Annotated in this window: 26 protein-coding genes; 3 read left to right on the forward strand and 23 right to left on the reverse strand. The window is 31.3% G+C overall.

The features are described 5' to 3' along the window. Positions 1-343: 343 nt before the first annotated feature. From M4L39_RS10960 to M4L39_RS10975, 4 genes are all read right to left on the reverse strand, one after another. Entirely contained in the window at positions 344-1,954 is a 1,611-nt protein-coding gene (locus M4L39_RS10960; RefSeq protein ID WP_277582060.1) for a CTP synthase, read from the reverse strand. Between the two features lie 335 nt (positions 1,955-2,289). Then, the gene (gene rpoE / locus M4L39_RS10965; protein WP_277582061.1) at positions 2,290-2,817 is read right to left on the reverse strand and encodes a DNA-directed RNA polymerase subunit delta; all 528 of its coding nucleotides are present in this window, start codon (positions 2,815-2,817) and stop codon (positions 2,290-2,292) included. 109 nt (positions 2,818-2,926) lie between these two features. Then, positions 2,927-3,787, reverse strand: a complete 861-nt coding sequence (locus tag M4L39_RS10970; RefSeq protein WP_277582062.1) for a GNAT family N-acetyltransferase — start codon at positions 3,785-3,787, stop codon at positions 2,927-2,929. A 77-nt stretch (positions 3,788-3,864) separates the two neighbouring features. Beyond that, positions 3,865-4,230 (reverse strand): VOC family protein, encoded by a 366-nt coding sequence (locus M4L39_RS10975; RefSeq protein ID WP_277582063.1) that lies wholly within the window; start codon positions 4,228-4,230, stop codon positions 3,865-3,867. A gap of 94 nt (positions 4,231-4,324) precedes the next feature. Here M4L39_RS10975 and coaW point away from each other — a divergent pair, with 94 nt between their 5' ends. After that, positions 4,325-5,122 (forward strand): type II pantothenate kinase, encoded by a 798-nt coding sequence (gene coaW / locus M4L39_RS10980; RefSeq protein WP_277582064.1) that lies wholly within the window; start codon positions 4,325-4,327, stop codon positions 5,120-5,122. Between the two features lie 182 nt (positions 5,123-5,304). Here coaW and M4L39_RS10985 read toward each other — a convergent pair whose 3' ends face one another. From M4L39_RS10985 to M4L39_RS10995, 3 genes are all read right to left on the reverse strand, one after another. After that, positions 5,305-5,970, reverse strand: a complete 666-nt coding sequence (locus M4L39_RS10985) for a DUF2750 domain-containing protein (protein WP_277582065.1) — start codon at positions 5,968-5,970, stop codon at positions 5,305-5,307. A gap of 125 nt (positions 5,971-6,095) precedes the next feature. After that, positions 6,096-7,289 carry an L-aspartate--L-methionine ligase LdmS gene (ldmS, locus tag M4L39_RS10990; RefSeq protein WP_277582066.1) on the reverse strand — a complete coding sequence of 398 codons (1,194 nt, stop codon included), beginning with the start codon at positions 7,287-7,289 and terminating at the stop codon, positions 6,096-6,098. Next, entirely contained in the window at positions 7,286-8,470 is a 1,185-nt protein-coding gene (locus tag M4L39_RS10995) for a M20 family metallopeptidase (RefSeq protein WP_277582067.1), read from the reverse strand. The genes ldmS and M4L39_RS10995 overlap by 4 nt, the downstream gene beginning before the upstream one ends. A gap of 275 nt (positions 8,471-8,745) precedes the next feature. On the opposite strand from M4L39_RS10995, the gene M4L39_RS11000 reads away from it, so the two are divergent. Further along, complete coding sequence (locus M4L39_RS11000) at positions 8,746-9,216, forward strand: S-ribosylhomocysteine lyase (RefSeq protein WP_277582068.1); 471 nt, start codon at positions 8,746-8,748, stop codon at positions 9,214-9,216. 126 nt (positions 9,217-9,342) lie between these two features. Here the strand turns inward: M4L39_RS11000 and M4L39_RS11005 are convergent, their stop codons facing one another. The 4 genes from M4L39_RS11005 to deoC form a co-directional block, all read right to left on the reverse strand. After that, complete coding sequence (locus M4L39_RS11005; protein ID WP_277582069.1) at positions 9,343-9,696, reverse strand: DoxX family protein; 354 nt, start codon at positions 9,694-9,696, stop codon at positions 9,343-9,345. Further along, positions 9,696-10,880, reverse strand: a complete 1,185-nt coding sequence (gene deoB / locus M4L39_RS11010; RefSeq protein ID WP_277582070.1) for a phosphopentomutase — start codon at positions 10,878-10,880, stop codon at positions 9,696-9,698. Before deoB ends, M4L39_RS11005 begins: the two co-directional genes overlap by 1 nt. A gap of 11 nt (positions 10,881-10,891) precedes the next feature. Then, positions 10,892-12,193 carry a pyrimidine-nucleoside phosphorylase gene (locus M4L39_RS11015; RefSeq protein WP_277582071.1) on the reverse strand — a complete coding sequence of 434 codons (1,302 nt, stop codon included), beginning with the start codon at positions 12,191-12,193 and terminating at the stop codon, positions 10,892-10,894. Between the two features lie 72 nt (positions 12,194-12,265). Beyond that, the gene (gene deoC / locus M4L39_RS11020) at positions 12,266-12,928 is read right to left on the reverse strand and encodes a deoxyribose-phosphate aldolase (protein WP_277582072.1); all 663 of its coding nucleotides are present in this window, start codon (positions 12,926-12,928) and stop codon (positions 12,266-12,268) included. A 177-nt stretch (positions 12,929-13,105) separates the two neighbouring features. Here deoC and deoD point away from each other — a divergent pair, with 177 nt between their 5' ends. Further along, on the forward strand, positions 13,106-13,816 hold the full coding sequence (deoD, locus tag M4L39_RS11025; protein WP_002507045.1) for a purine-nucleoside phosphorylase: 711 nt from the start codon (positions 13,106-13,108) through the stop codon (positions 13,814-13,816). Between the two features lie 209 nt (positions 13,817-14,025). On the opposite strand, the gene M4L39_RS11030 is transcribed toward deoD, so the two are convergent. The 12 genes from M4L39_RS11030 to M4L39_RS11085 all read right to left on the reverse strand — a co-directional run bounded on the left by M4L39_RS11030 (position 14,026) and on the right by M4L39_RS11085 (position 21,978). Next, positions 14,026-15,054, reverse strand: a complete 1,029-nt coding sequence (locus M4L39_RS11030; protein WP_277582073.1) for a quinone oxidoreductase family protein — start codon at positions 15,052-15,054, stop codon at positions 14,026-14,028. Next, entirely contained in the window at positions 14,999-15,148 is a 150-nt protein-coding gene (locus M4L39_RS11035; protein WP_277582074.1) for a hypothetical protein, read from the reverse strand. Before M4L39_RS11035 ends, M4L39_RS11030 begins: the two co-directional genes overlap by 56 nt. 12 nt (positions 15,149-15,160) lie before the next feature. Then, positions 15,161-15,970, reverse strand: coding sequence for an ABC transporter permease subunit (locus M4L39_RS11040; RefSeq protein WP_277582075.1), 810 nt, complete (start codon positions 15,968-15,970; stop codon positions 15,161-15,163). Further along, positions 15,960-16,895 (reverse strand): ABC transporter ATP-binding protein, encoded by a 936-nt coding sequence (locus tag M4L39_RS11045; RefSeq protein ID WP_277582076.1) that lies wholly within the window; start codon positions 16,893-16,895, stop codon positions 15,960-15,962. Before M4L39_RS11045 ends, M4L39_RS11040 begins: the two co-directional genes overlap by 11 nt. Positions 16,896-16,908: 13 nt before the next feature. Beyond that, the gene (locus M4L39_RS11050; RefSeq protein WP_277582077.1) at positions 16,909-17,661 is read right to left on the reverse strand and encodes a hypothetical protein; all 753 of its coding nucleotides are present in this window, start codon (positions 17,659-17,661) and stop codon (positions 16,909-16,911) included. Then, positions 17,658-18,566, reverse strand: a complete 909-nt coding sequence (locus M4L39_RS11055) for an ABC transporter ATP-binding protein (protein WP_277582078.1) — start codon at positions 18,564-18,566, stop codon at positions 17,658-17,660. Before M4L39_RS11055 ends, M4L39_RS11050 begins: the two co-directional genes overlap by 4 nt. Beyond that, positions 18,559-18,759: a PLDc N-terminal domain-containing protein gene (locus M4L39_RS11060; RefSeq protein ID WP_277582079.1), complete on the reverse strand. Its 201-nt coding sequence runs from the start codon at positions 18,757-18,759 to the stop codon at positions 18,559-18,561. Before M4L39_RS11060 ends, M4L39_RS11055 begins: the two co-directional genes overlap by 8 nt. A 32-nt stretch (positions 18,760-18,791) precedes the next feature. Then, complete coding sequence (locus tag M4L39_RS11065) at positions 18,792-19,664, reverse strand: T3SS effector HopA1 family protein (RefSeq protein ID WP_277582080.1); 873 nt, start codon at positions 19,662-19,664, stop codon at positions 18,792-18,794. A 21-nt stretch (positions 19,665-19,685) separates the two neighbouring features. Further along, positions 19,686-20,642, reverse strand: coding sequence for a phosphotransferase (locus tag M4L39_RS11070; RefSeq protein WP_277582081.1), 957 nt, complete (start codon positions 20,640-20,642; stop codon positions 19,686-19,688). A 17-nt stretch (positions 20,643-20,659) separates the two neighbouring features. Continuing rightward, positions 20,660-21,541 carry a serine hydrolase gene (locus M4L39_RS11075; protein WP_346817064.1) on the reverse strand — a complete coding sequence of 294 codons (882 nt, stop codon included), beginning with the start codon at positions 21,539-21,541 and terminating at the stop codon, positions 20,660-20,662. After that, positions 21,531-21,755, reverse strand: a complete 225-nt coding sequence (locus tag M4L39_RS11080; RefSeq protein ID WP_277582082.1) for a hypothetical protein — start codon at positions 21,753-21,755, stop codon at positions 21,531-21,533. Before M4L39_RS11080 ends, M4L39_RS11075 begins: the two co-directional genes overlap by 11 nt. Positions 21,756-21,816: 61 nt before the next feature. Next, positions 21,817-21,978, reverse strand: coding sequence for a hypothetical protein (locus M4L39_RS11085; RefSeq protein ID WP_277582083.1), 162 nt, complete (start codon positions 21,976-21,978; stop codon positions 21,817-21,819). Between the last annotated feature and the right edge of the window lie 239 nt (positions 21,979-22,217).

Here is a 22,217-nt window from a genome sequence, read left to right on the forward strand (position 1 = left end):
ATCTAATTATATCAAAATTAGAAACCTTTTGCATTCTTCTAAACAATTGTAAGCGCTTTTAATTGTTTTTTTCTTTTTAAAATCTTTAAAATAGCTGTTTTTCTCCTGATTATTGTAAATTTGTTATAGTATAAACCTTTTTTTACAGTAATTATAAAAATATAATTCTGAAATCGTTTAAAATAAATAACATAGACTATCTATCAATTTTCATTTTGAAACATTTATAAAAGCTTCAATTATTAATAGTGCACAATGCTATTTAACACTTAAATAATATAGAAAAGACGCATTGCTAGCTATAACCTTTAATTACTTAGCTAACATGCGTCATTTTTATTTTTTATTTAGCTTGTTTATTTTTTAAAGCAGCTTCAATAAATGCTTTGAAAATTGGTTGTGGACGGTTAGGTCTTGATAAAAATTCAGGATGGAATTGGCAAGCTACGAAAAACTCGTTTTCAGGAATTTCTACCATTTCAATTAAACGGCCATCAGGGCTTGTACCTGAGAATACCATACCGTTTGCTTCTAATTGTTCTCTATATTCATTGTTAAATTCATAACGATGACGGTGTCTCTCTTCAATATCGGTTTCATTGTAAATTGTATGCGCTAATGTGCCCTCTTTAATATGACAAGGATAAAGTCCTAAACGTAACGTCCCACCCAAATCTTCAATATCTTTTTGTTCAGGTAGTAAATCAATGATTGGATAAGGCGTGTTTGGATCTAACTCTGCTGAGTGTGCACCTTCAAGGCCAAGTACATTTCTAGCAAATTCAACTGTCGCTAATTGCATACCTAGACAGATACCAAAGTACGGCACGTTATTTTCACGTGCATATTTGATTGCAGAAATTTTTCCTTCACTTGCACGGAAACCAAATCCACCTGGTACTAAAATGCCATCCACATCTGATAATATTTCTGATACATTATCGTCTGTAACTTCACTAGAATCAATCCATCTTACTTCAATATCTTTTTTAAATGGATAACCTGCATGTTTTAATGATTCAACGACTGATAAATAAGCATCTTGAAGACTTACATATTTACCCACTAAGCCGATTGTCACTTTACCATCTAAATTATTTACTGTATTTAGTAAATATTGCCATTCATCTAGCTGTGTTTCGTATTTAGGATTAAGTTCTAGACGATCAATCACGATGTTTTCCATATCTTGTTTACTTAACTGTAAAGGAATTTCATATAGTGATTCTGCATCGCGACACTCTATTACACTTGCTTTGTCGATATCGCAGAATAAAGCGATTTTATCTTTTAAATCTTGTGTTAATTCATATTCTGTACGAACCACAATCAAATCAGGCTGAATACCTAAACCGCGTAATTCTTTTACACTATGTTGAGTAGGTTTAGTTTTCATTTCCCCTGCAGCTTTAATATAAGGTAATAATGTACAGTGTACATACATTACATTTTCGCGACCTAAGTCACTGCGAATTTGTCTAATTGCTTCGATAAATGGTAATGATTCTATATCACCTGTTGTTCCACCAATTTCAGTGATAACGACATCAGCATTTGTGCTTTCTCCTGCTAAAAGTAAACGTTCTTTAATTTCATTTGTGATATGAGGGATAACTTGTACTGTTCCTCCTAAATAATCACCACGACGTTCTTTCTTCAATACATGAGAATATACTTTACCAGCTGTAACATTAGAATATTTATTCAAGTTAATATCAATAAATCGTTCATAGTGTCCTAAGTCCAAGTCTGTCTCTGCACCATCATCAGTAACAAAAACTTCACCATGTTGGTATGGACTCATCGTACCAGGATCTACGTTTAAATATGGATCGAATTTTTGGATTGTTACTTTTAAGCCTCTATCTTTTAATAGTCTTCCTAAAGATGCTGCTGTGATACCTTTTCCTAATGAAGAAACAACTCCACCAGTTACAAAAATAAATTTTGTCATGTTCTGCCTCCTAGTTATTAAAACAGTTTTTTTCAATCAATACCGATATTGACATCGAATTTTTAAACTCAAATACTTAATTTTTTTGTGTAATAGCGTGTTTTACATATTATAATTATCATTTATTATTTTCATATGTATAAATTGTTGCTCTATGCAACTACCAAATTTCAAAGAATTTATAAAAATTATTATAGTCATTTAAATAAAAAAATCGCTCCCTCTCACATCGTTGTAAGGGGGAGCGTATAATATTTATACACGTCGTCCTAATTAAAGGAGCCCGAATAAAATTTTATCATTTTCACGAGAAAAGTCAATTAAATCTCTAATAATTATTTTTTAGTTTCTTCTTCGGTGTCTTCTTCATCATCTTCTTCATCGAAGTCTTCATCTTCTTCATCAATAACAATGCCTTCTTCTTCAACTTCGTCTTCTTTTGGATCTTCAGGATCATTCAAAGTTTCTTGATCATCAGTTACAGCTGGGATGTCATCATCGTCATCTGCTTCATCTTCACCAAGTAATTTCAAATTTTTATCTTCTTCTGCATCATCATCCAAAATATCGAATTTCTGAATCGTTGGCGCAATTTTTTCTTCAATATCGTCTACTGAATACCAATCACGTAATCCCCAAATATTTTCTCCAACGTTTAAAAAACGACCATCAGTATTTAAGTCTGTATAGAATTGTACAATTCTATTTTCTACTTCATGGTCTTCATAATGTCCAAGTGCTTTAAATTCATCGATGATATCGTATAAATTCATAGTACTATTTTTTTCATTCAATAGCGTATAGGCCATATCGATAAATGATTTCTCATCAACCATTTCTTTTGTATAATCTTGAATTCTCATTATTTATTCTTCCTTTCAAAGGCATTTATCCAAATCCGTACTAAGTTCATCTTAAGTAATAATAACAAATGTAAATTATAAATGACAATTCGTGATTTCGCAATCTCTATTAATAATTTATATGTTTTTCAAATACTTTAAAATCATCCGCAGACTCAATTTCAACAAAATTACTATTGATACATAACGGCTTTAATTCATTATTCTCACCATATAACGTAATTGTCAATAGACTGACATCTTCAAAATATTTTCTAATGTATGTTGAAAGTTGTCTCAAAGCACTTTCTGCAATGCCATGATGTCTTTCTGATTTATTAACTTCTACTGAAGAAATATTCATACGTTGCTCATGTTTTTCCACTGCTATAAACCCTACTTTGTTGCCATCTTTGTATAAATCAATAATATGAATGTTGAAAGGCACATCTTCTGTATTTGGCTTTAACTTCAATGACGATACATGGTTTGAATCTAAATCTAAATAATATAATCTTTCTTTACCTAGTGGTCCTTCTTCTTTAGTTGCAGTATGCATGAAACCAGCACGTTCATAAACATTCCAAGCACTCTCATTTTCTGCATCAACTACTAAATACAAGTGGTTGAAATCTGGAAATAAAGATTGTACGTATTGCGGCAGATACATCATCATTTTAGTGCCATAACCATAACCTTGAAAATTTTGGTTAACAGATAAGGATCTAACATAAATCACTTGCTTTGGTGTGTCATAACCTTCATGTTGATAATATTGATGTAAAACGAAAAAGCCTACAACTTCCCCTTCTTTATTCAAGGCAATGTTTGCAATTCGGTCTTTATCATGCAATGCATCTTCTAATACATCACTTGGCAAAGATGAATAAATTTGTTGGCGCTCATTCAATTTAAAATTATAAAGTGCATCTTTATATTTATCTTCATACACTTGAACTGTAATTCCTTCAAATTGTTTTTTAATAAACATATCTAATCCCCTATTTAAAACTTAGTAATTATTTATTAATACCACTTTCTAACTAATTATAACCTATATTAAACAGTTTAGTTTAAAAAGCAATTCATGAGCCAATTCACACCAAATTGGTCTTTAACTTGACCGTGCATAGCATTGAAAAATGTTTTTTCAAGCGGCATATGTGGGTCACCTGATTTACTCAAAGCTTCATACACTTGTTGTTGTGCTTTTAAATCATCAAATGTCAAAATAATATTAGTATTATCATTACGCCATGCTTTTCCGTAAGTACTAGATATGTGTAAAATCACCGTTTTGTTTACGTGCAATTCTACATGCAGTCGTCGACCATTCGTTTCGTTTAATATTTTTTCTTCTCCGCCAAATGCATTTTCATAAAAATTTACAGCTTCATCAATGTCTTCTACTTTAATAAACGGACTTAATTGCAACGTAAAAGAGCCCTCCTTTTAATTTCATATTTGATTTTCCCCTATTTTATTATAATATTAGTTATAATGTAAATTTATTTGGGGGGAAATAGAAATGAAGATTGGCATTGATGCTGGTGGAACTCTAATTAAGATAGTTCAAGACAATAACGGGGAACGTGTATACAAAACAAAATCAACCACTGAAATTGATGATGTTATCTCATGGTTAAATCAGCAAGATTGTGAAAGCATTAGTTTAACCGGCGGACAAGCTGCAGTAATACAAGAACACTTGACCTGTTCTTCGCGTATTTTTGTTGAATTTGATGCGGCTGCAAAAGGTTTAGAAATACTTTTAGTAGAACAAGAGCATTTCTTAGATGATTACATCTTCACTAACGTCGGTACTGGCACTTCATTACACTTTTCAGACGGTAATCATCAACAACGTGTAGGCGGCGTTGGCGCCGGTGGCGGAATGATTCAAGGTCTTGGATATTTATTAACTGGCATTAAAGATTATAAACAATTAACTGATACAGCTCAAAATGGAAATAGAGAGATTATTGACTTGAAAGTTAAACACATTTATAAAGATAGTGAACCACCCATCTCAGGTGACCTTACAGCAGCGAATTTTGGCCATGTCCTACATAATTTGGACGCTGATTTTACAGATGCTGATAAATTAGCCTCAGTTATAGGTGTTGTCGGGGAAGTGATTACCACAATGTCTATAACTGTTGCTAGAGAAAATAATACTGAAAATGTGGCTTATATTGGCTCATCTTTTCACAACAACGACCTCTTGAAAAAAGTTGTTACAGATTACACAGTACTTCGTGGGTTTAAACCTTATTATATTGAACATGGTGCATTCTCTGGTGCATTAGGTGCAATTCATTTATAAAGATAAACATGAAAAAAGCAGTTTTCTACGTTTTTCAGTAGAAAACTGCTTTTTACTAGTAAGTTAAAATATTTATGTTTTCAATCCCTATCCATACTTTCAAAACAACGCATCATAATTAACCATTATTCAAATAATATAAAAAACAAAATACTAGCGCATTGAAACGCATTTAGAAATAATTAAAATGTAAGTTGATCAATCACTTTTTGAGCAGATACAACTGTGCCTACGACACCAGATTTCAAGTCTATTGCTACAGCTTTATCATCATCTCGTAAATTATCTAACCATTCAGCGAATACTTCACCTTCGATTTCTATAATTTCACATTCTTCAAAGTCTTCGTCTCTTACTTTTTTAGCCCTACTTTTAATACTCCAAACAGGCATGATGTGTGGTCTTTGATGTTCATCATCACTAATCAAAATGAAATGTTTTTCGTTTTGATTAGATAAGCCAAATACTGCATCCTCTTTAGAAACATCTTTTACAAATTCTTTCAAACGAATATTGTCTAAATCAGACATTAATTCATTTGTAATGTCTACGATATTAATCAATTCTCCATCTGAACTACCAGTAGGATCAATAAGTACTTCTTCGCCTTCTTCAAATAAGTTATCCATTTCGTAAGTTACAAAACGGTCTATATCAATTTTCTTTACATTGCTGTAATCAATATTAAGCTTCTTCAAAAAAGTTTCCGCTTTAGATTTTTCTGACCACGCACATACTACATCTTTTCCCAATACTTCATGTCTAATTAATTCTTTTGATTTTGTAGCTACGTAAAAGACTTCATTGACTAAAATTTCTTGGAAAAATGAATTTTGTTTATAAGACATCATAGCACCTTCAATTCATTTATAATATTTACCCATACTTAAAATATAAATGACTCTTATACTCTAGTCAATTAACGTCCCATGCAATTCACTAGAGATATCCATTATATTTGTGAGAACTTATTCTATTTTGCTTCTAAATCTTTTAAAAATTGCTGCTCCATTTTTTCTACACATGCTTTATTTTCCCCATGCCATATGCAACCAAACCTTGATTTAACAACTTCATTATCAAACCAATCTCCATCATAATAAGATAACGGGAATAGTACACCTTTATTAACATACTTCATAATTGTGTTGAAAAATCTTGAATTATCTACATGCGACAAATAACTATAAAATTTATGATAACCCTCTTCAAGAAACGGTTCTAGCAATAACATACTTGTTGAGCCATTCTGTCTAAAATTCAGATCTATCGCAAAAATACCACCCTTGCTATCTACCAAAAGGTCAAAACCAGCTATCCCAAAATAACCTTTCGAGACGCCGACTTCCATAATCTCTTTTCCTGCTTGAATTACAGCATCAGGCACATCTTGTACATTTTCATTTCCATTATAATATCCATATTCATTGGTTAACTGTTCAGAAGTACCTATATAACGCACACCAGTATACTTTGAATATGCGTATTGAACACAATAATTTGCTACTGCTTCTACTTTTTGTTCGATGATTATTGTATCTGTTTCATTTTTAGCATTTTCAATGCGTAACTTTGCTTGTTCTAAATCATCATCCTTATAACAAATCATAACACCATATCCGCCTGCTGTTGGCAGATCATCTCCAGGTTTCAATACAAATGGATACTCCCATTTTGCTACTGCTTCTGCAAAGTTATCTATATCAACAACTTCTCTAGTCGGTAGATATTTATGATTTGTCCATTCTGGTATACGCGCTTTATTATTTAAAGCTACAAAAACATCTTTATCCAACGCGTAATACGCTTTATTCAAAATATCTTCACCATGAATGTACTGAAAGTAAAATTTTTTATAATCACGTGCCAAATCTTGTAACAATTGTTCATAGCTACTTTGATCTTGAAATTTAAGAATATTTGTTGGCATAGCTTTACCAATTGCTTCAAATAACGTTTTTAATTTATCAGTTACACTTGCTTCATGTACAATTACAGGCATCTCATTAGCAATAATCAGCTCTCTACCGGTCAAAAAATTAGATTGATGTACTTCAGGTTCTAACCAAGGATTTGATATATAAGATGGTCTAGAAGTATAAACAATATGTGAATCGTAAAGATCACTAAGCGTTAACGTAGGTCTTAGAGAGCTTTGTTTTGTCATTTTTTGTGCCCCTTTGTATATTGATATTGTTCAACGATTTCTTCAAACAATGGTTTGTTTTCTATGAGTTCTTGTCCCATTAAAGCCAGGATTTTTGCACCTCTCATTAATGCTTGATCCCCATGTGTACTACCTGCTGCTTCACGGAAACGATGTGTATGACCAACTAAATTTCGTGAACCAATTTTGATATGAGGGTGAATCGTTGGTATACAATGACTGACGTTACCAGTATCCGTAGAACCATAACCAAAATCATCATCTATAACCGCTTCACCCATTTCAGTGGCGTACTTTGCAAATAAATCATCTAATTTAGAAGTTTTAATAAATTCGTTCACTCCATTTTGTATTGGTCCAAATTCATAGTCACAATCTGTTTGTAGCGCTGCGCCTTTCGCTATCTGTCCAACACGTTCAGTCAAAACATCTAGCTCTTTTCGAGACGTAGCCCTCGTATAAAAACGCGCATGTGTAAAATCAGGTATAATATTTGCTGCTTTACCACCATCAAGTATCACACCATGAACACGTTGGCGGCTTTTGATGTGTTGTCTTAATTGTGCCACACCATTGAAATAAGAAATCATCGCATCTAAAGCGTTTCTTGCTTCATCTGCATTTTCAGATGCATGCGTACTTTTACCATAAAATTTTATATCTAAAACATCGACAGCTAATGTATCAATTGTTCTATATGTCTCATTTCCAGGATGGACCATGAGCGCAATATCCAACTCATCTATAACGCCTGCTTTAACATAAGTAGCTTTGGCACTGCCGTTTTCACCGCCTTCTTCTGCTGGACAACCTAAGACGATGATTTTACCACCAATTTTATCAATCACTTGTTTTAGTGCGGTGCCCGCTAATACACTTGCAGTACCTATAATATTGTGACCACAAGCATGTCCTAAGCCTGGCAAAGCATCGTATTCTGCTAAAAATCCAATTGTAGGTCCTTCTATACCAGAGTCGTATCGTGCAATAAATCCTGTTGCATGTTCTGCTATATCTGTTTCTACTTCAAAATCATGCGATATTAAATCTTCTATCAAAGTTCTCGAAGCAAAAATCTCTTCATTTCCTAATTCTGGTCTCTGATGTATTTGATGACTTATTTCTAAGTATTTATGATTTTCATTTTCTATATAATCTAATATAATTTGTTTTTTCTCCATCGTTTGCACTCTACCTCCTGAATTACCAAAACATTGTCAACTTCACAACTTATATGTAATAAGCAATTTTATAGATAACACCACATATCATGCTTAATATTTATATCGTGTTTAATTATTATTTATTCTATCGGGTTTATTGTCTTCTGTCATTCCTTTTCTGAATTTTAAGTAAATTAGCATTGACCACTTTACATTTATACCCGTTTCAGAAATTGTAAATACATTACGGTCTTGTTACAATTAACTTACTTAAAATATTAGGAGGATATGACATGCCAAAAATGAACGTTGAAAGCTTCAATTTAGATCATACGATAGTATCTGCACCATTTGTCAGACTAGCTGGCAAAATGGAGGGGGCTAACGGTGATGTTATTCATAAATATGATATCCGTTTCAAACAACCAAACAAAGAGCATATGGAAATGCCTGGTTTACACTCTTTAGAACATTTGATGGCCGAAAATATTAGAAATCATTCAGATAAAGTGGTTGATATTAGCCCAATGGGTTGCCAAACTGGCTTCTATGTTTCATTCATTAACCATGATGATTATGAAGATGTCTTAAACATCATCGAACAAACAATCAATGATGTATTAAACGCTACAGAAGTACCTGCTTGTAATGAAGTACAATGTGGCTGGGCAGCAAGTCATTCTCTTGAAGGTGCTAAAGAAATTGCACAAACCTTCTTAGATCAAAAATCAGTATGGAAAGATGTATATGGAGAAAATAAATAATATAGCCAATTTATAAATATACTTAAAATAACATCATTTTATAACCACCACATCTACATCGAATAAAAAATAAAAAAGTGGCTGTTAGCTTTCCATTAAGGATACTAACAGCCACTTTTTATTTAATCATAGCTTACTAATCATTTTTATCATGACCACTTGTAATGGTAAACGACCATACAAAGCCCATTTAGGTAATTGTTTACCAGCTAGCGGTAAGTTTTTACGTGCCATATAAATATTAGCCGGGAATACAGCCCATAAAAAAGCATTTATCGTTTTTTTCAAACATGATGAAGGCTGCTTGATTAGTAATAATAATCCAAATACTATCTCAAACACACCTGTGATTAAAACTGCGGCTTTTCTAAAAGGTAAATATTCAGGTACGATATTTCTAAACTTTTCTTCATCTTTAAAATGAAGCACACCAGCTACGCTAAAACCCATGCCAAATACTATTCTAATTATTTTTTTCATTATTCAATGCCCATTTCTTTTAAATAGCTTTTTCCGTACTCTGGTAATTTCACATTAAAATTATCAGCAATTGTTGCACCTAGCGAACTAAATGTAGCATCTACCGATAATTCGTGATATTCAGCAATTTTCGGGCTAAACATTAAGACTGGGATATACTCTCTTGTATGATCTGTACCTTCAGCAGTTGGATCGTTACCATGATCAGCAGTGATAATCACTAAATCATCATCTTGCAAATGCTTCATAAGTTCAGGTAAGCGCTCATCAAAATCTTTAATCGCTTGTGCATAACCTACTTTATCACGACGATGTCCGTATAAGGCATCAAAATCCACAAGATTTAAAAAGCTTAAACCATTAAAATCACGTTGTACTGTTTCTATTAATTTGTCCATACCGTCCATATTATCTTTTGTACGAACCGCTTCAGTCACACCTTCACCATCGAAAATATCATTTATTTTTCCTAAGGCAATGACATCATAGCCACCATCTTGTAATTCATTCATGACTGTTCTGCCAAAAGGTTTTAAGGCATAGTCATGTCTATTAGATGTTCTTGTAAAAGAACCTGGTTCACCAAGATAAGGTCTGGCAATAATTCTACCAATTAAATATTTTGGATCTTTGGTCAATTCTCTTACTTTTTCACAGATATCATAAAGTTCTTCTAACGGAATAATATCTTCATGGGCAGCGATTTGGAGCACTGGATCAGCTGAAGTGTAGACAATTAAGTCCCCAGTCTTCATTTGATGTTCGCCCCATTCATCTATAATTTGCGTTCCAGAAGCGGGTCGGTTAGCCACTACTTTGCGACCAGTTATAGACTCAATTTCATCTACCAATTCTTTAGGGAATCCTTCGGGATATACTTTAAACGGCTGCATAATATTTAAGCCCATAATTTCCCAGTGCCCTGTCATTGTATCTTTACCTACTGAAGCTTCACTCATTTTAGTATAAAATGCTTGTGGTTTTACTTCTTTTTCAATTACAGGTAGTGGTTCAATATTACCTAAGCCTAATTTTTGAAGATTAGGTAATGACTGATTAAAATCTTCTAACGTGTGTTTTAATGTATGGCTGCCTTCATCGTTAAAAGCTTTTGCATCAGGACCTTCTCCTATGCCTACTGAGTCCATCACAATTAAGTGTACTCGTTTAAATCGTGTAGTCATTGTCTCAACTCCTATTCAGTAATAATTTTATGAATCAATGTTGGTTCTTCACCTTGTTCACTTACCGTGATACTTTGATTCAATTTCTCTATTACATCATTAACGTTTTCGCGATTACTGTGTATTGTTAATAGTGGTTCGCCTTCATCGACTCTGTCTCCTACTTTTTTATGTAATACTAGGCCAACGCTTAAATCGATATCATCATCTTTTGTTTGTCTACCTGCGCCTAACATCATTGAGGCAACGCCCATTTCATTCGCAATAATTTCAGTCACGAAACCAGATGATTCCGCTAGCAATTCAACTTGGTATTGAGCTTGTGGTAATTTTGATACGTCATCTACCACTGTGCCATCTCCATCTTGATTCTCTAAAAATGTTCTGAAACTTTCTAAAGCAGAACCATCCTGTATTGCTTTTTCTAACAATGCACGTGCTTCTTCTAAATCTTTCGCTTTGCCACCCACTACAACCATTTGGGAACCTAAAGTCATTACAAGTTCAGTTAAGTCTTCCGGGCCTTTACCTTGTAGTGTTTCAATCGCTTCTTTCACTTCTAAGGCATTACCTATAGCGTATCCTAAAGGTTGACCCATATCCGAAATGATAGCCATCGTGTTTCTACCTACGTTATTACCGATGCTTACCATGGCATGTGCTAATGCTTCAGCATCTTCAAGTGTCTTCATAAAGGCACCATTACCTGTCTTAACATCAAGTACAATTGCATCAGCGCCTGCTGCAATTTTTTTACTCATTATTGATGAAGCGATAAGTGGAATAGAATTGACGGTGCCAGTAACATCGCGAAGACCGTATAGTTTTTTATCTGCTGGTGTTAAGTTACCCGTTTGTCCAATCACAGCGACTTTAGCTTCATTTACTAATTTAACGAATTTTTCTTCACTGATTTCAACATGGAAACCTTCAACTGATTCTAATTTATCAATCGTACCGCCTGTATGACCTAGTCCTCTTCCGCTCATTTTAGCTACAGGTACACCTACTGCTGCAACTAAAGGCGCAAGTACTAATGTTGTTGTATCTCCAACTCCACCAGTAGAATGCTTATCGACTTTAGTACCGTGAATATCTGATAAATCAATGACATCACCTGAGTTAACCATTGTCATAGTTAATGCAGCTCTTTCTTCATCATTCATATCTTGAAAGAACACAGCCATCGCTAAACTAGAAGCTTGATAATCTGGTATGTCACCATTTGTATAGCCATTTATAAAAAATTCAATTTCCTCTTTTGTAAGTACTTGTCCATCACGTTTTTTTTCAATAATATCTACCATTCTCATCTGAGTTGGCCTCCCCTGTTTGTGTATAATACAAACTTAATAATATATCCCTTTTTTTGTTAGTTAACTATTCTAGTAGTCAGAATCGCTTTCTAAACCTTGAATAATTTGAACACCTGCACTCGCACCAATGCGTGTCGCACCAGCTTCAAGCATTTTGTTGAAATCTTCAAGGTTTCTCACGCCACCAGAAGCTTTAACCTCTAGTTCATCTCCAACAGTATCTTTCATTAATTTTACGTCTTCTGGAGTTGCTCCGCCACCAGCAAAACCTGTAGATGTTTTAACGAAATTAGCTCCCGCTGCTTTACTTAGTTCACTTGCTTTAACTTTTTCTTCGTCTGATAATAGACATGTTTCAATAATTACTTTAACTGTTTTACCATTCGCAGCACCAACAACGCCTTCAATATCTTTTTGTACATCTTCATAACGTCCATCTTTTAATGCACCAACATTGATAACCATATCAAGTTCAGAAGCTCCATTTTTCACAGCGTCTTCAACTTCAAACATTTTCGTTTCTGTAGTAGATGCGCCTAAAGGGAATCCAATTACAGTACAAACTAATACTTCTGTATCTTTAAGTTTTTCAGCTGCATATTTCACATGTGTAGGATTGAGGCATACTGATTTAAAATTGAATTCTCTAGCTTCCTCGATAATTTTGTCGATTTGAGCTCTAGTCGACTCCGGTTTAAGTAATGTATGATCTATATATTTTGCATAATTCATATTAAATCCTCCTAATTTTTGTTTACAATAAATATTCATTTCACTTATTATTATAAAGCAAAATTAAATAGATATCTTTATAAACACTCTCTTATTACCTATATTACAAAAATTAGCAAAAATAATAAACAAATGTTATCTTTAAATTGATAAAACAACATAAAGGAGAAGATGATTATGACGAAATCTACACCTCATATTCAACCCAATGGAACTAAAATTGCAAAAACAGTATTGATGCCGGGAGATCCGCTTCGTGCAAAATACATAGCTGACAACTATTTAGAAAACGTTGAACAATTCAACGAAGTTAGAAATATGTTTGGATATACTGGTACTTATAACGGGAAAGAAGTATCAGTAATGGGATCTGGCATGGGCGTACCTAGTATTGGAATTTATTCTTATGAGCTATATAATTTCTTTGATGTTGAGACAATTATTCGTATCGGATCTTGTGGTGCATTACAAGAAAACGTTAACCTTTACGATATAATTATTGCTCAAGGTGCTTCTACAAACTCTAGTTACGTCGAGCAATATAATATTCCAGGTCATTATGCACCTTTAGCTGATTTCGATTTAGTTTTAAAAGCAAAACAAAAAGCGGATGAAATTGGGGCAACTACACATGTAGGAAACATATTATCATCTGATACATTCTATAATGCTGATCCAACGTTTAATGAAAGATGGCAACGTATGGGCATCTTAGGTATAGAAATGGAATCTGCTGCATTATATTTAAATGCAACTTACGCTGGTAAAAAAGCGTTAGGTATATTTACAGTGAGTGATCACATATTACGCGATGAAGCAACTACAGCTGAAGAACGTCAAAATTCTTTCACCCAAATGATGGAAGTCGCACTCGAAATGGCTGAGTAATTGATATTTCAAATCTTTATTTAAATAAAACAGGTCCTCCAAAACAACGCATGTTTTGGAGGACCTGTTTTTTAATAAAAAAAAAGGTATTCTACTGGTGATTTGTTCATTCTATATTTTACAGGACTTTCCAACTTGTTGATATCCGTAAAAATAATACTAGCTAGAAACTGCAGACTCTTACCATTTATAAAAAATATTTTTCAAGACTATGAACTATATATAAGTACTGATTTTCCTAATCTTCCATTATCATTGTAAGTTTTCTCTATAAACTTATTACCATCTTTAATATCGTATTTGCTATCTGTAGGAATAATAAAAGTATCTGGATTAAAAGCACCTAAAGATTCCTCTAAATCTTCACTAGTACCAATACAATTACCTATGATAGACATATTATTAATCATAACTTTCAACATTATTTCATGTAAATTATTCACATTAAATTTATCATACTCATCTTGAAAATTTTGATGTTGATTTTTGTAACCACAAGTTATATAACGCCCTCCAGTATTTAGTTGTTTTATTGCCTTTTCTAAATGAAGATCAAAAAAGGGGTCAAAAACAACATCAAAATTATCCAGCCCTTCTAAGCGTTCCCAATTCGGGTTATCTTTATCTACTTTTAACAACTTAGCTGGTGAAATTAATGATTTTTCTTTTATATCCCAATCAGAAGTTGTCAATATAGTAGTATCGATACCTTTAGCAAGTAAATTATTTATGATAAACATAGAAGTATTTGAACGCGCACTTAAAACTAAAGCGCGTTCATTATCTTTTAAATTTACTCTTCTAACCATACTGGTTGAAGTTTGTCCCCCTATAGAATAACCTGAAGCAATTTCATCTGACATTTTATTTGGAATAGTTATTAATTTAGATTTATGTAACTTTAACCAACCTTTAGAAGCTTCATTGGTTACTACTCCTGGCGCCACTCCAGGAAAAGGTTGTTTCGGAAAAGCACAATTAGGAATCACACGATCTCCTATATCAAAATCTTTCACTGATGCTCCCTTATCAATTATTGTCCCTACAAAGTCTGAACCGAAAAAGGCAAATGGAGATGCTTGGAAATTTAATCCTTCTTGCATTTTAAGTGCTGACTTTAAAATAATTGCTTTATCACGATAATTACAAGAAAATGCATTCACCTTGATTAAAACAAAATTTTCATTTTCTTTTTTTTTGTGAATTAAAAGTGGGTTTATCAATTTCAATTCTTGCACATTTTATTGGTGTACCTGATATTTCAACATCTGGCAACATTTTTACATCATCATCAGAAACTAAATTAGGATTCACTAATGCTAATGCTTCCATAAATACCATCTCCTATATTTTTGTAATGAATTTATCCCTATTAAATGTTTTAGATATCATAAGATATAATATAATATCTAAAATTATAAATATTAATGCTAAAATTAAAGAAATAGTAGTTCCAAATAATATAATTCCACTTGCTTGAGATACTATGAACCCTATAATTGGCAGAATCAAAACCATAGAAATAGATTGTGCCGATTTGGTAGTTTTAACTCTGTGAGAAATTGAAACAACTAAAGAAATCGATAAAAATGTAACTAATGGAGCCAGTAGTATACTGATAATAATCCAATTTAAATTAGGAAAAATCATTTCACCTAATACATTGATAGAATAAATGTCAATTATCGTTCCATAAACAATGATTGATGCCCAAGTGATGATTATCGATGGAATAGCTGAGGCAAGAATTTTCCCTAACATAAGTTCTTTATTCGTTATGGGAGTATATAGAAGCCCCTCGATAGTCTTTCTTTCCTTTTCTCCTGTAAAACTTGAAGTAGAAAGAATTGTAGAAATCATCACCGGTATTAAAAGAAATAATGGCGCAAAGAAATACATAAGTATTGCATAAATCATAACTTGTCCTTCATTTAAATCAAGAGGTATAAAGTTAGAAGGTAATTGTTCTGTAAATATTTTAACACCACCAATGAAATTAACCATTACGTTATTAGAACCTCCAATAATTACAATCAAAGGTAAAAAAACACTAAATATAAATGGAACAATTAATAAGGAGGCTATAGTGCCTTTATCATTTTTAATCTCTAATAAATCCTTTAATACGATATTCATAACATTTTTATAATTCACAAAATTCAGCCTCCCTAATTTTTTGGAAGTATAGTTCTTTTATTGAGTGTTTAATTTCTGTAACTGTATATACTTCAATATCATATTCAATTAAAGTATGGATTGCTTTGGAAATATCGGCATATTGATTTAAGTGGATTTTTATTGTCTTTTTATCTTTATTCTCGTCAATAACATGGTAAAAACCTTTAAGTCGCTCTAAACTTTTTTGATAGTTATTAGTATAAATAGCAAATTCGTAGCCAGGCCATGCTTCGTTTAATAAAGTATTTGAGTCTCCTGAAGCAATAAATTTACCATCGTACATAATAAAAATATTATCTGCTATTTCTTCTAAACCTTGTAACTGATGCGTACACATGAAAACTGTAACATTTTCTTCTTTAACAATTTTTTGAAGATAATTAATTAAAAGAACTGATGCTGAAGGATCGAGCCCAGAAGTTGGTTCATCCAATATCAATAATTTAGGGCTATGTACTAATGCTCTTATTATTGATACTTTTTGTTTCATACCTTTGCTTAATGTTCCAACTTTGGAATTTTTTCTATCTGACAAGTTAAAATATTTCAATAACTCTTGTATTTTTTGTTCTCTATTTTTCTTAGATATATTATAAAAATTAGCCCAAATTTTTAAATTTTCATAAATAGTTAACGCTTCATATAAATTCCCATCATTCTGTACTCCAATATTTTGGCGCACTTTATCAAAGTTCTGTGACTTTGTATTTGTACCAAGTACTTGTATCTCACCTTTTGTAAGTTGTAACAGTCCAGTTAGTAACCTTATTGTAGTTGTTTTTCCAACACCATTTGGCCCTAATATAGCATTGATAGAACCTTCTTCTAAGTTAAAAGAAATATTATTTATTATTTTGTTATTATCTATCTTTTTTTCTAAATTCCTAATTTGACTAATCAATATATATCACCACTTATAATTTTGTTTTAACTCTTAGAGGACGTAAATAAGTTATTATTAAACATGTTATACAAATAATTATTCCTATGATAACTTGGCAAACAATTTCCTTATATTCTATATCCCCTGAAAGAACATATTCAGGTCTGAGTAAAGTTGTCGGTGACCATCTTCTAAAATCATCGATATTATTAAGAAACATCGATAGAAGTACTAATGCTTCTACAATCAAAGCAGATATAAATGGAGAATTAATCCAAAATGAAATTGTAGCACTTATTGTAGAAAAAATTAATAATGCAATCAATTGAATGAATAAACTTATTAATGCTCTTTGTAAATCAAAATTATCGAAAAATACCCAAGTTACATATAAAGTACTTAAACTTCCAATCACAGCTCCTAAAGCTATTATAAATAAACTTATTGTTAATTTTGGATAAAATATTCTACCTGAGTTAATGGCTCTCGTTTTATAATACAACTGCATTGACTTGTCTTTACCTAGCCTACACGTATCAGCTACAACATAGGCACAAATTAACATTACTAATTGTGAGGCATTTTTAAAATACGATGTAAATAAATCTTTCCATTGCGGATCTTGCATAATTACTTTAGTTCCTTCATTGCTATTAAAATTATTTAAAATATCATTTGAGTAATATGCCATTAAAGGTGATGAAAACCCAGAAAAAAGGAAAATAGCAAAAATTATGAGGAAACGCTTACTTCTAATCCATGACAATAACTCTAATTCAATCATTTTTTCTCTCCTGCTTGTGACTTATTTAATTTATTTACTTGTTCTGAAAAAGCTTCCTCTAGTGTAAGCTCATTTCTTGTAATTGTTTGTAGTGATTCAATGTATTCTTTGATAATCACAAAGACTTCACTTAAATCGGAAGATTTTACCTTTATATAAAAATCAGCATATAGTGAACCATTTATATTTCTATTTTTCATAATATTTAATATGTTTGTAGTTACTTTTTTATTTTTTAACTCTATATACATATAATCTTCATCTTTTTTTATAAATTCATTTAGCGAACCATTATAAATTAACTCTCCTTTATTCAGTACAATTAAATCACTAGCAATTTTTTCTATATCGTTTAAATTGTGACTAGATATAACAACTACTCTTTCATTAGATATCTTTTTAACCAAGTTCAATATATCTTGTTGACCAAAAGGGTCTAAGGCACTCGTAGGTTCATCCAAAAAAATAAGTTTAGGTTCAAGTATAAGTGCAGATGCAATGCCAAGTCTCTGTTTCATACCACGTGAAAACCCCCCAGACCATTTTTTTGAATGTCTTTTTAAGTCAACAGAAATTAATACACTCTCAATTTTCTCTTTAAAATCATTAACTTTTTTACCATTCAATTGTAAAGTCTGTTCTAAAACTTCTTGAGGAGTAAGAAATGGCTCAAAATTCGGAACATCTGGGCAATATGCTATTTCATTTTGTTTTACTAAAACCTCTCCTATATTAGGTCTTAATTGACCCAATATAGTATTAATAAGTGTGGTTTTGCCAGCGCCATTAGGTCCTATTAAACCTATTACTCCATTATTTTTCTCTATATTAAATGTCACCTTATCTAAAGCTTTAAATTTTTTGAATTTTATTGTTAGATTTTTGATTTTAGCTATTTCATTCATCACTTTCACCTAAAACATCTCTACCTAATAGATAATAAATTATTCCGCCTAAGGGAACAGAAATACATATAATTAAGCCCCATGCCCATTTAGGTAAAAATTTTGTTTTGTTAACTTTAAATAAATCTACAAAACAAATAATCAAATATAAAGCTATTATAATTATTACTGGTATTAAAATCTTCGGATTCATAAAAACACTCCTTATTAATTGTAGTGTTATTCTCAAGCATTTTCTGATAAGTCATCAGTATTAATCCTATATGATATTAATCGTTGTTTTAACAATAGCTTAAAATTAACACTAGTAACAAAGTGATCTTGTATGGCATCAGCTATAGCATTACAGCGATTTTCACCAAAACTTTGTTTAATTTCATTAGTCATTAAGGGTTCTTCAGCAGTGTAAAGATTTTTGTATACTTTTTTAGCCAATAAAGAACCATCTATTAGAACTTTTGGATTTTCTTTGACTTTTTGGAGTAAAATTTGTTCAACCTTAATATAATCGTCACTACTATAAAAAACCAAGGCATCATTCCTAGGATAACTATCAGAAGATGAAAGAACTTTGGCTGAAAAATTAACATTTTTATCAACCAACTCTTTTACACATTTAGCCCATAAATCTATCCCATATGAAGGATTATCTGCATAAATATAGTGTCTTTTAACAGGTGACGAATGAATACCATTTTCAGTATGAACAAACATAAAGAAACCAGGAGTTAAATTTGGCCTAAAACATGGTAGTCTTACTGATTCATGTTCATCAGTTTTCCCAATCACTCTAACACCATGTATTAATGTATATTCTTTTCCACCAACAATTTCTTTTTGAGCTTTTAATATAATACCTGGATCCTCAACTGAATCTATTATTTTTTTATCTAAATCATTTAATTTCTTAATGAAATCATTTGAATAAGAATCTATATTCCCGGTATGTAAATTTGAATATAACCATTGAATAAGTTGGTTTTTAGGTTTTTCTAATACTCCTTTATAACGAATATTATTAATTTCAATTTGGTCTAAATCAGCTTCTAGTTTAATTATTTTTTCTAAATTATCAATAGAATTTGAGAGAATCGTCATTTAATATCCTCCTTTATTTAATTAAAATATATCTTCGAAATTATGTGGATTTATAATAATTTCTCTGCCTATTCCTAATATAGCTTTATCAGTAGCAGATAAACGGAATGTAAATTTTGCTCTACTCATTATTCTTTCTATAATAAACCAACCTATATTAATAGATAATTGTGTTTTGTTAATTTCTTTGACTTGTTTATAAGCATTAAAAGAAGATCGAATAATTGGTAAAATTTCATCGATATAAGCAGTACCTCTATTAATAAATTGCTGTTCTACTTCTCTTTCATTTGAAGTTTCTTGAGTTGTTTCTGAAAATGTTTTTAGTAAACAATTAAAATATAAAGAACCAATAATCCCTGATAAATCTTTGGACGGGTCTCCTATACGTAACTCTTCAAAATCTATAATCCTTAAGTCCTTACCATCATATATAAATTGATCTAGTCTAATATCACCATGACATAAATATTGATCAGTAGTATTCTCTTGCTTTAATGTAGTTTCAATAAGTTGTTTATCTTGCTGTAAAAGGTTATATAACTCCAATTCTGCACCAGTACAACTAGCATATTCGTATTTATCCAAAGCAAATAATACTCTTTCTCTATTTAACACTTCACTTTCATCATCCAATTCTAATTCGCTATTATCTAAAATATGCAATTTAGCTAATATTTGAGATGCTTTAATTATTAAACTTTCTAATTCAGAACTGTTTTTTTGGAGATGTTCTTCTATAGAAGCAGTCTCATCTATCCATTCATATAATAAACTCAAATCATCTTCATTAGTTTTTACTAATCTAGGAGAATAAATTTGTGGAAAGTTAATTGAAAGATGGTCCCATTTTATAAGATTATTGAATCGCCTTTTCGCATCATCTTTAGGACCTTTCATTATTTTTTTAAAATAAAATGTTTCGCCCTCTTTTTCTTGGCTAGTTATATTTCTACCTTCTCTGAGATTAATATTCATTTTACAAGGACTCCTTTCTAATTTTTTGATGTAATATTTGTATAATGTTGAAGTAATTTATTTGCGCATTCGAAAATATATAATTCTTCCAATAGAGTAAAAACTTTTTCTCTATTAATTGCAAAAAGAAATTGCAAATTTGATTTCTTGTGAGAATTTCTTAAAGACCAAATACATGATAATATTCCCGGAGCTGATCCGCCTTTATATATTAAATCATTTTCAATTTCCAAATCATCCCATGGCACCCATTCATGTTCTAATATATATTGCATTGTACTACCTATAATTTCTAATGGGATAAAATAATCTAGTCCTTTCGTCCAAGCAACCTGTGTTAAAGCCCTATATCTCCATATTTCTTCTGACTGATTGTCAAAGCACCATGCTTGACCATAAATAACTTTGGTCAACTCAATACTATTTATCAATTCATCATGATATTCTTCACAAGTAATTGTTTTTAAATACTTATTGATTTTATCTTTTCCAAGGAAGTCTATAAATATATCCATTGCGCTATTATCCGATAAAATCAACATATTTTTCAAAAGTTCTTTAATATTAATTTCTCTTCCTACATCTGTTTTAGAGATTCCTGCGCTAAGAACACTAATATTTTTATTTTTTATTTTTATTCTCGTTTCGAAATCAATATTATTATCATCAATCTCCTTATAAATACAACCAGCTATAATAATTTTCGCCATCGAAGCTACAGCTAAATTATTTATGCTATTAGATTTTCGTTCCTCTCTTTTATCTTTAAATAAAAATGCAATATCATATTTAGCATTCAGTTTATTAATAGCTATTTCGAAGCTATCTATATCTGAAATCTTGGAAGTTTCTGGTATGATAAAAAATTTATCAAGATAACCATCGTCATCAATATATATCTATATATCCTGTTATTAAAGTATCAGTCATCCTTATTTTGTCTTCATAAAAATCCAAATCAAATTGAATTTCTCCCAATTTCAAAGCATATAGCAACTGTCTTAATTGGTTAATATTTTGTTCGCTTTTATTTTTTGATACTATTTTCAGGATTTTTTCTTTTTCAATAACTTTATTCTTTGCCTTTAAAATATCTAATAATTCTAATTTCACATTACTCAAAATGGTCACCACCCTATTAAATTATTTTTAACTAATTACCAAACGACAAAAATTAAACACTCCAACTAATAGTCCATGATACTGAAGCTGAATAAGTTACACTTAATGAGATTGAAGTTCCTACATTACCAAGCTCACTGTCATTTATAGCTGTTTTTTGTAATTCAGACGCTGATGTATAATTTCTATATCCATTTAACAAAAGATTTTTCAAAATACATACCTCCTAAATATAAGGTGGCAACCAATTAAATTTTAGCATGAGCTTAAAATTGCAACCATACAAAAATATTAATCTTGATATACCTTTTATCAAAAAATAATTATCACCTATAATATTTATTAATTATAGGTACTTTTTTTCACTAATTTTTAACTGCAGTCCTTTTTATATTATATTGTTATGATTTGGAACAACAGATTCAATAACAAAATATATACTTGTGACTATAT

This window comes from Staphylococcus equorum (assembly GCF_029531845.1).
Classification (GTDB): Bacteria; Bacillota; Bacilli; order Staphylococcales; family Staphylococcaceae; genus Staphylococcus; species Staphylococcus equorum_C.

Coding starts and splice junctions, on each gene's coding strand:
- M4L39_RS10960 (WP_277582060.1), bottom strand. CDS start 1,954: ATGACAAAATTTATTTTTGTAACTGGTGGAGTTGTTTCTTCATTAGGA.
- rpoE (WP_277582061.1), bottom strand. CDS start 2,817: ATGAGAATTCAAGATTATACAAAAGAAATGGTTGATGAGAAATCATTT.
- M4L39_RS10970 (WP_277582062.1), bottom strand. CDS start 3,787: ATGTTTATTAAAAAACAATTTGAAGGAATTACAGTTCAAGTGTATGAA.
- coaW (WP_277582064.1), top strand. CDS start 4,325: ATGAAGATTGGCATTGATGCTGGTGGAACTCTAATTAAGATAGTTCAA.
- M4L39_RS10985 (WP_277582065.1), bottom strand. CDS start 5,970: ATGTCTTATAAACAAAATTCATTTTTCCAAGAAATTTTAGTCAATGAA.
- ldmS (WP_277582066.1), bottom strand. CDS start 7,289: ATGACAAAACAAAGCTCTCTAAGACCTACGTTAACGCTTAGTGATCTT.
- M4L39_RS10995 (WP_277582067.1), bottom strand. CDS start 8,470: ATGGAGAAAAAACAAATTATATTAGATTATATAGAAAATGAAAATCAT.
- M4L39_RS11000 (WP_277582068.1), top strand. CDS start 8,746: ATGCCAAAAATGAACGTTGAAAGCTTCAATTTAGATCATACGATAGTA.
- M4L39_RS11005 (WP_277582069.1), bottom strand. CDS start 9,696: ATGAAAAAAATAATTAGAATAGTATTTGGCATGGGTTTTAGCGTAGCT.
- deoB (WP_277582070.1), bottom strand. CDS start 10,880: ATGACTACACGATTTAAACGAGTACACTTAATTGTGATGGACTCAGTA.
- M4L39_RS11015 (WP_277582071.1), bottom strand. CDS start 12,193: ATGAGAATGGTAGATATTATTGAAAAAAAACGTGATGGACAAGTACTT.
- deoC (WP_277582072.1), bottom strand. CDS start 12,928: ATGAATTATGCAAAATATATAGATCATACATTACTTAAACCGGAGTCG.
- deoD (WP_002507045.1), top strand. CDS start 13,106: ATGACGAAATCTACACCTCATATTCAACCCAATGGAACTAAAATTGCA.
- M4L39_RS11035 (WP_277582074.1), bottom strand. CDS start 15,148: ATGGAAGCATTAGCATTAGTGAATCCTAATTTAGTTTCTGATGATGAT.
- M4L39_RS11050 (WP_277582077.1), bottom strand. CDS start 17,661: ATGATTGAATTAGAGTTATTGTCATGGATTAGAAGTAAGCGTTTCCTC.
- M4L39_RS11055 (WP_277582078.1), bottom strand. CDS start 18,566: ATGAATGAAATAGCTAAAATCAAAAATCTAACAATAAAATTCAAAAAA.
- M4L39_RS11060 (WP_277582079.1), bottom strand. CDS start 18,759: ATGAATCCGAAGATTTTAATACCAGTAATAATTATAATAGCTTTATAT.
- M4L39_RS11065 (WP_277582080.1), bottom strand. CDS start 19,664: ATGACGATTCTCTCAAATTCTATTGATAATTTAGAAAAAATAATTAAA.
- M4L39_RS11070 (WP_277582081.1), bottom strand. CDS start 20,642: ATGAATATTAATCTCAGAGAAGGTAGAAATATAACTAGCCAAGAAAAA.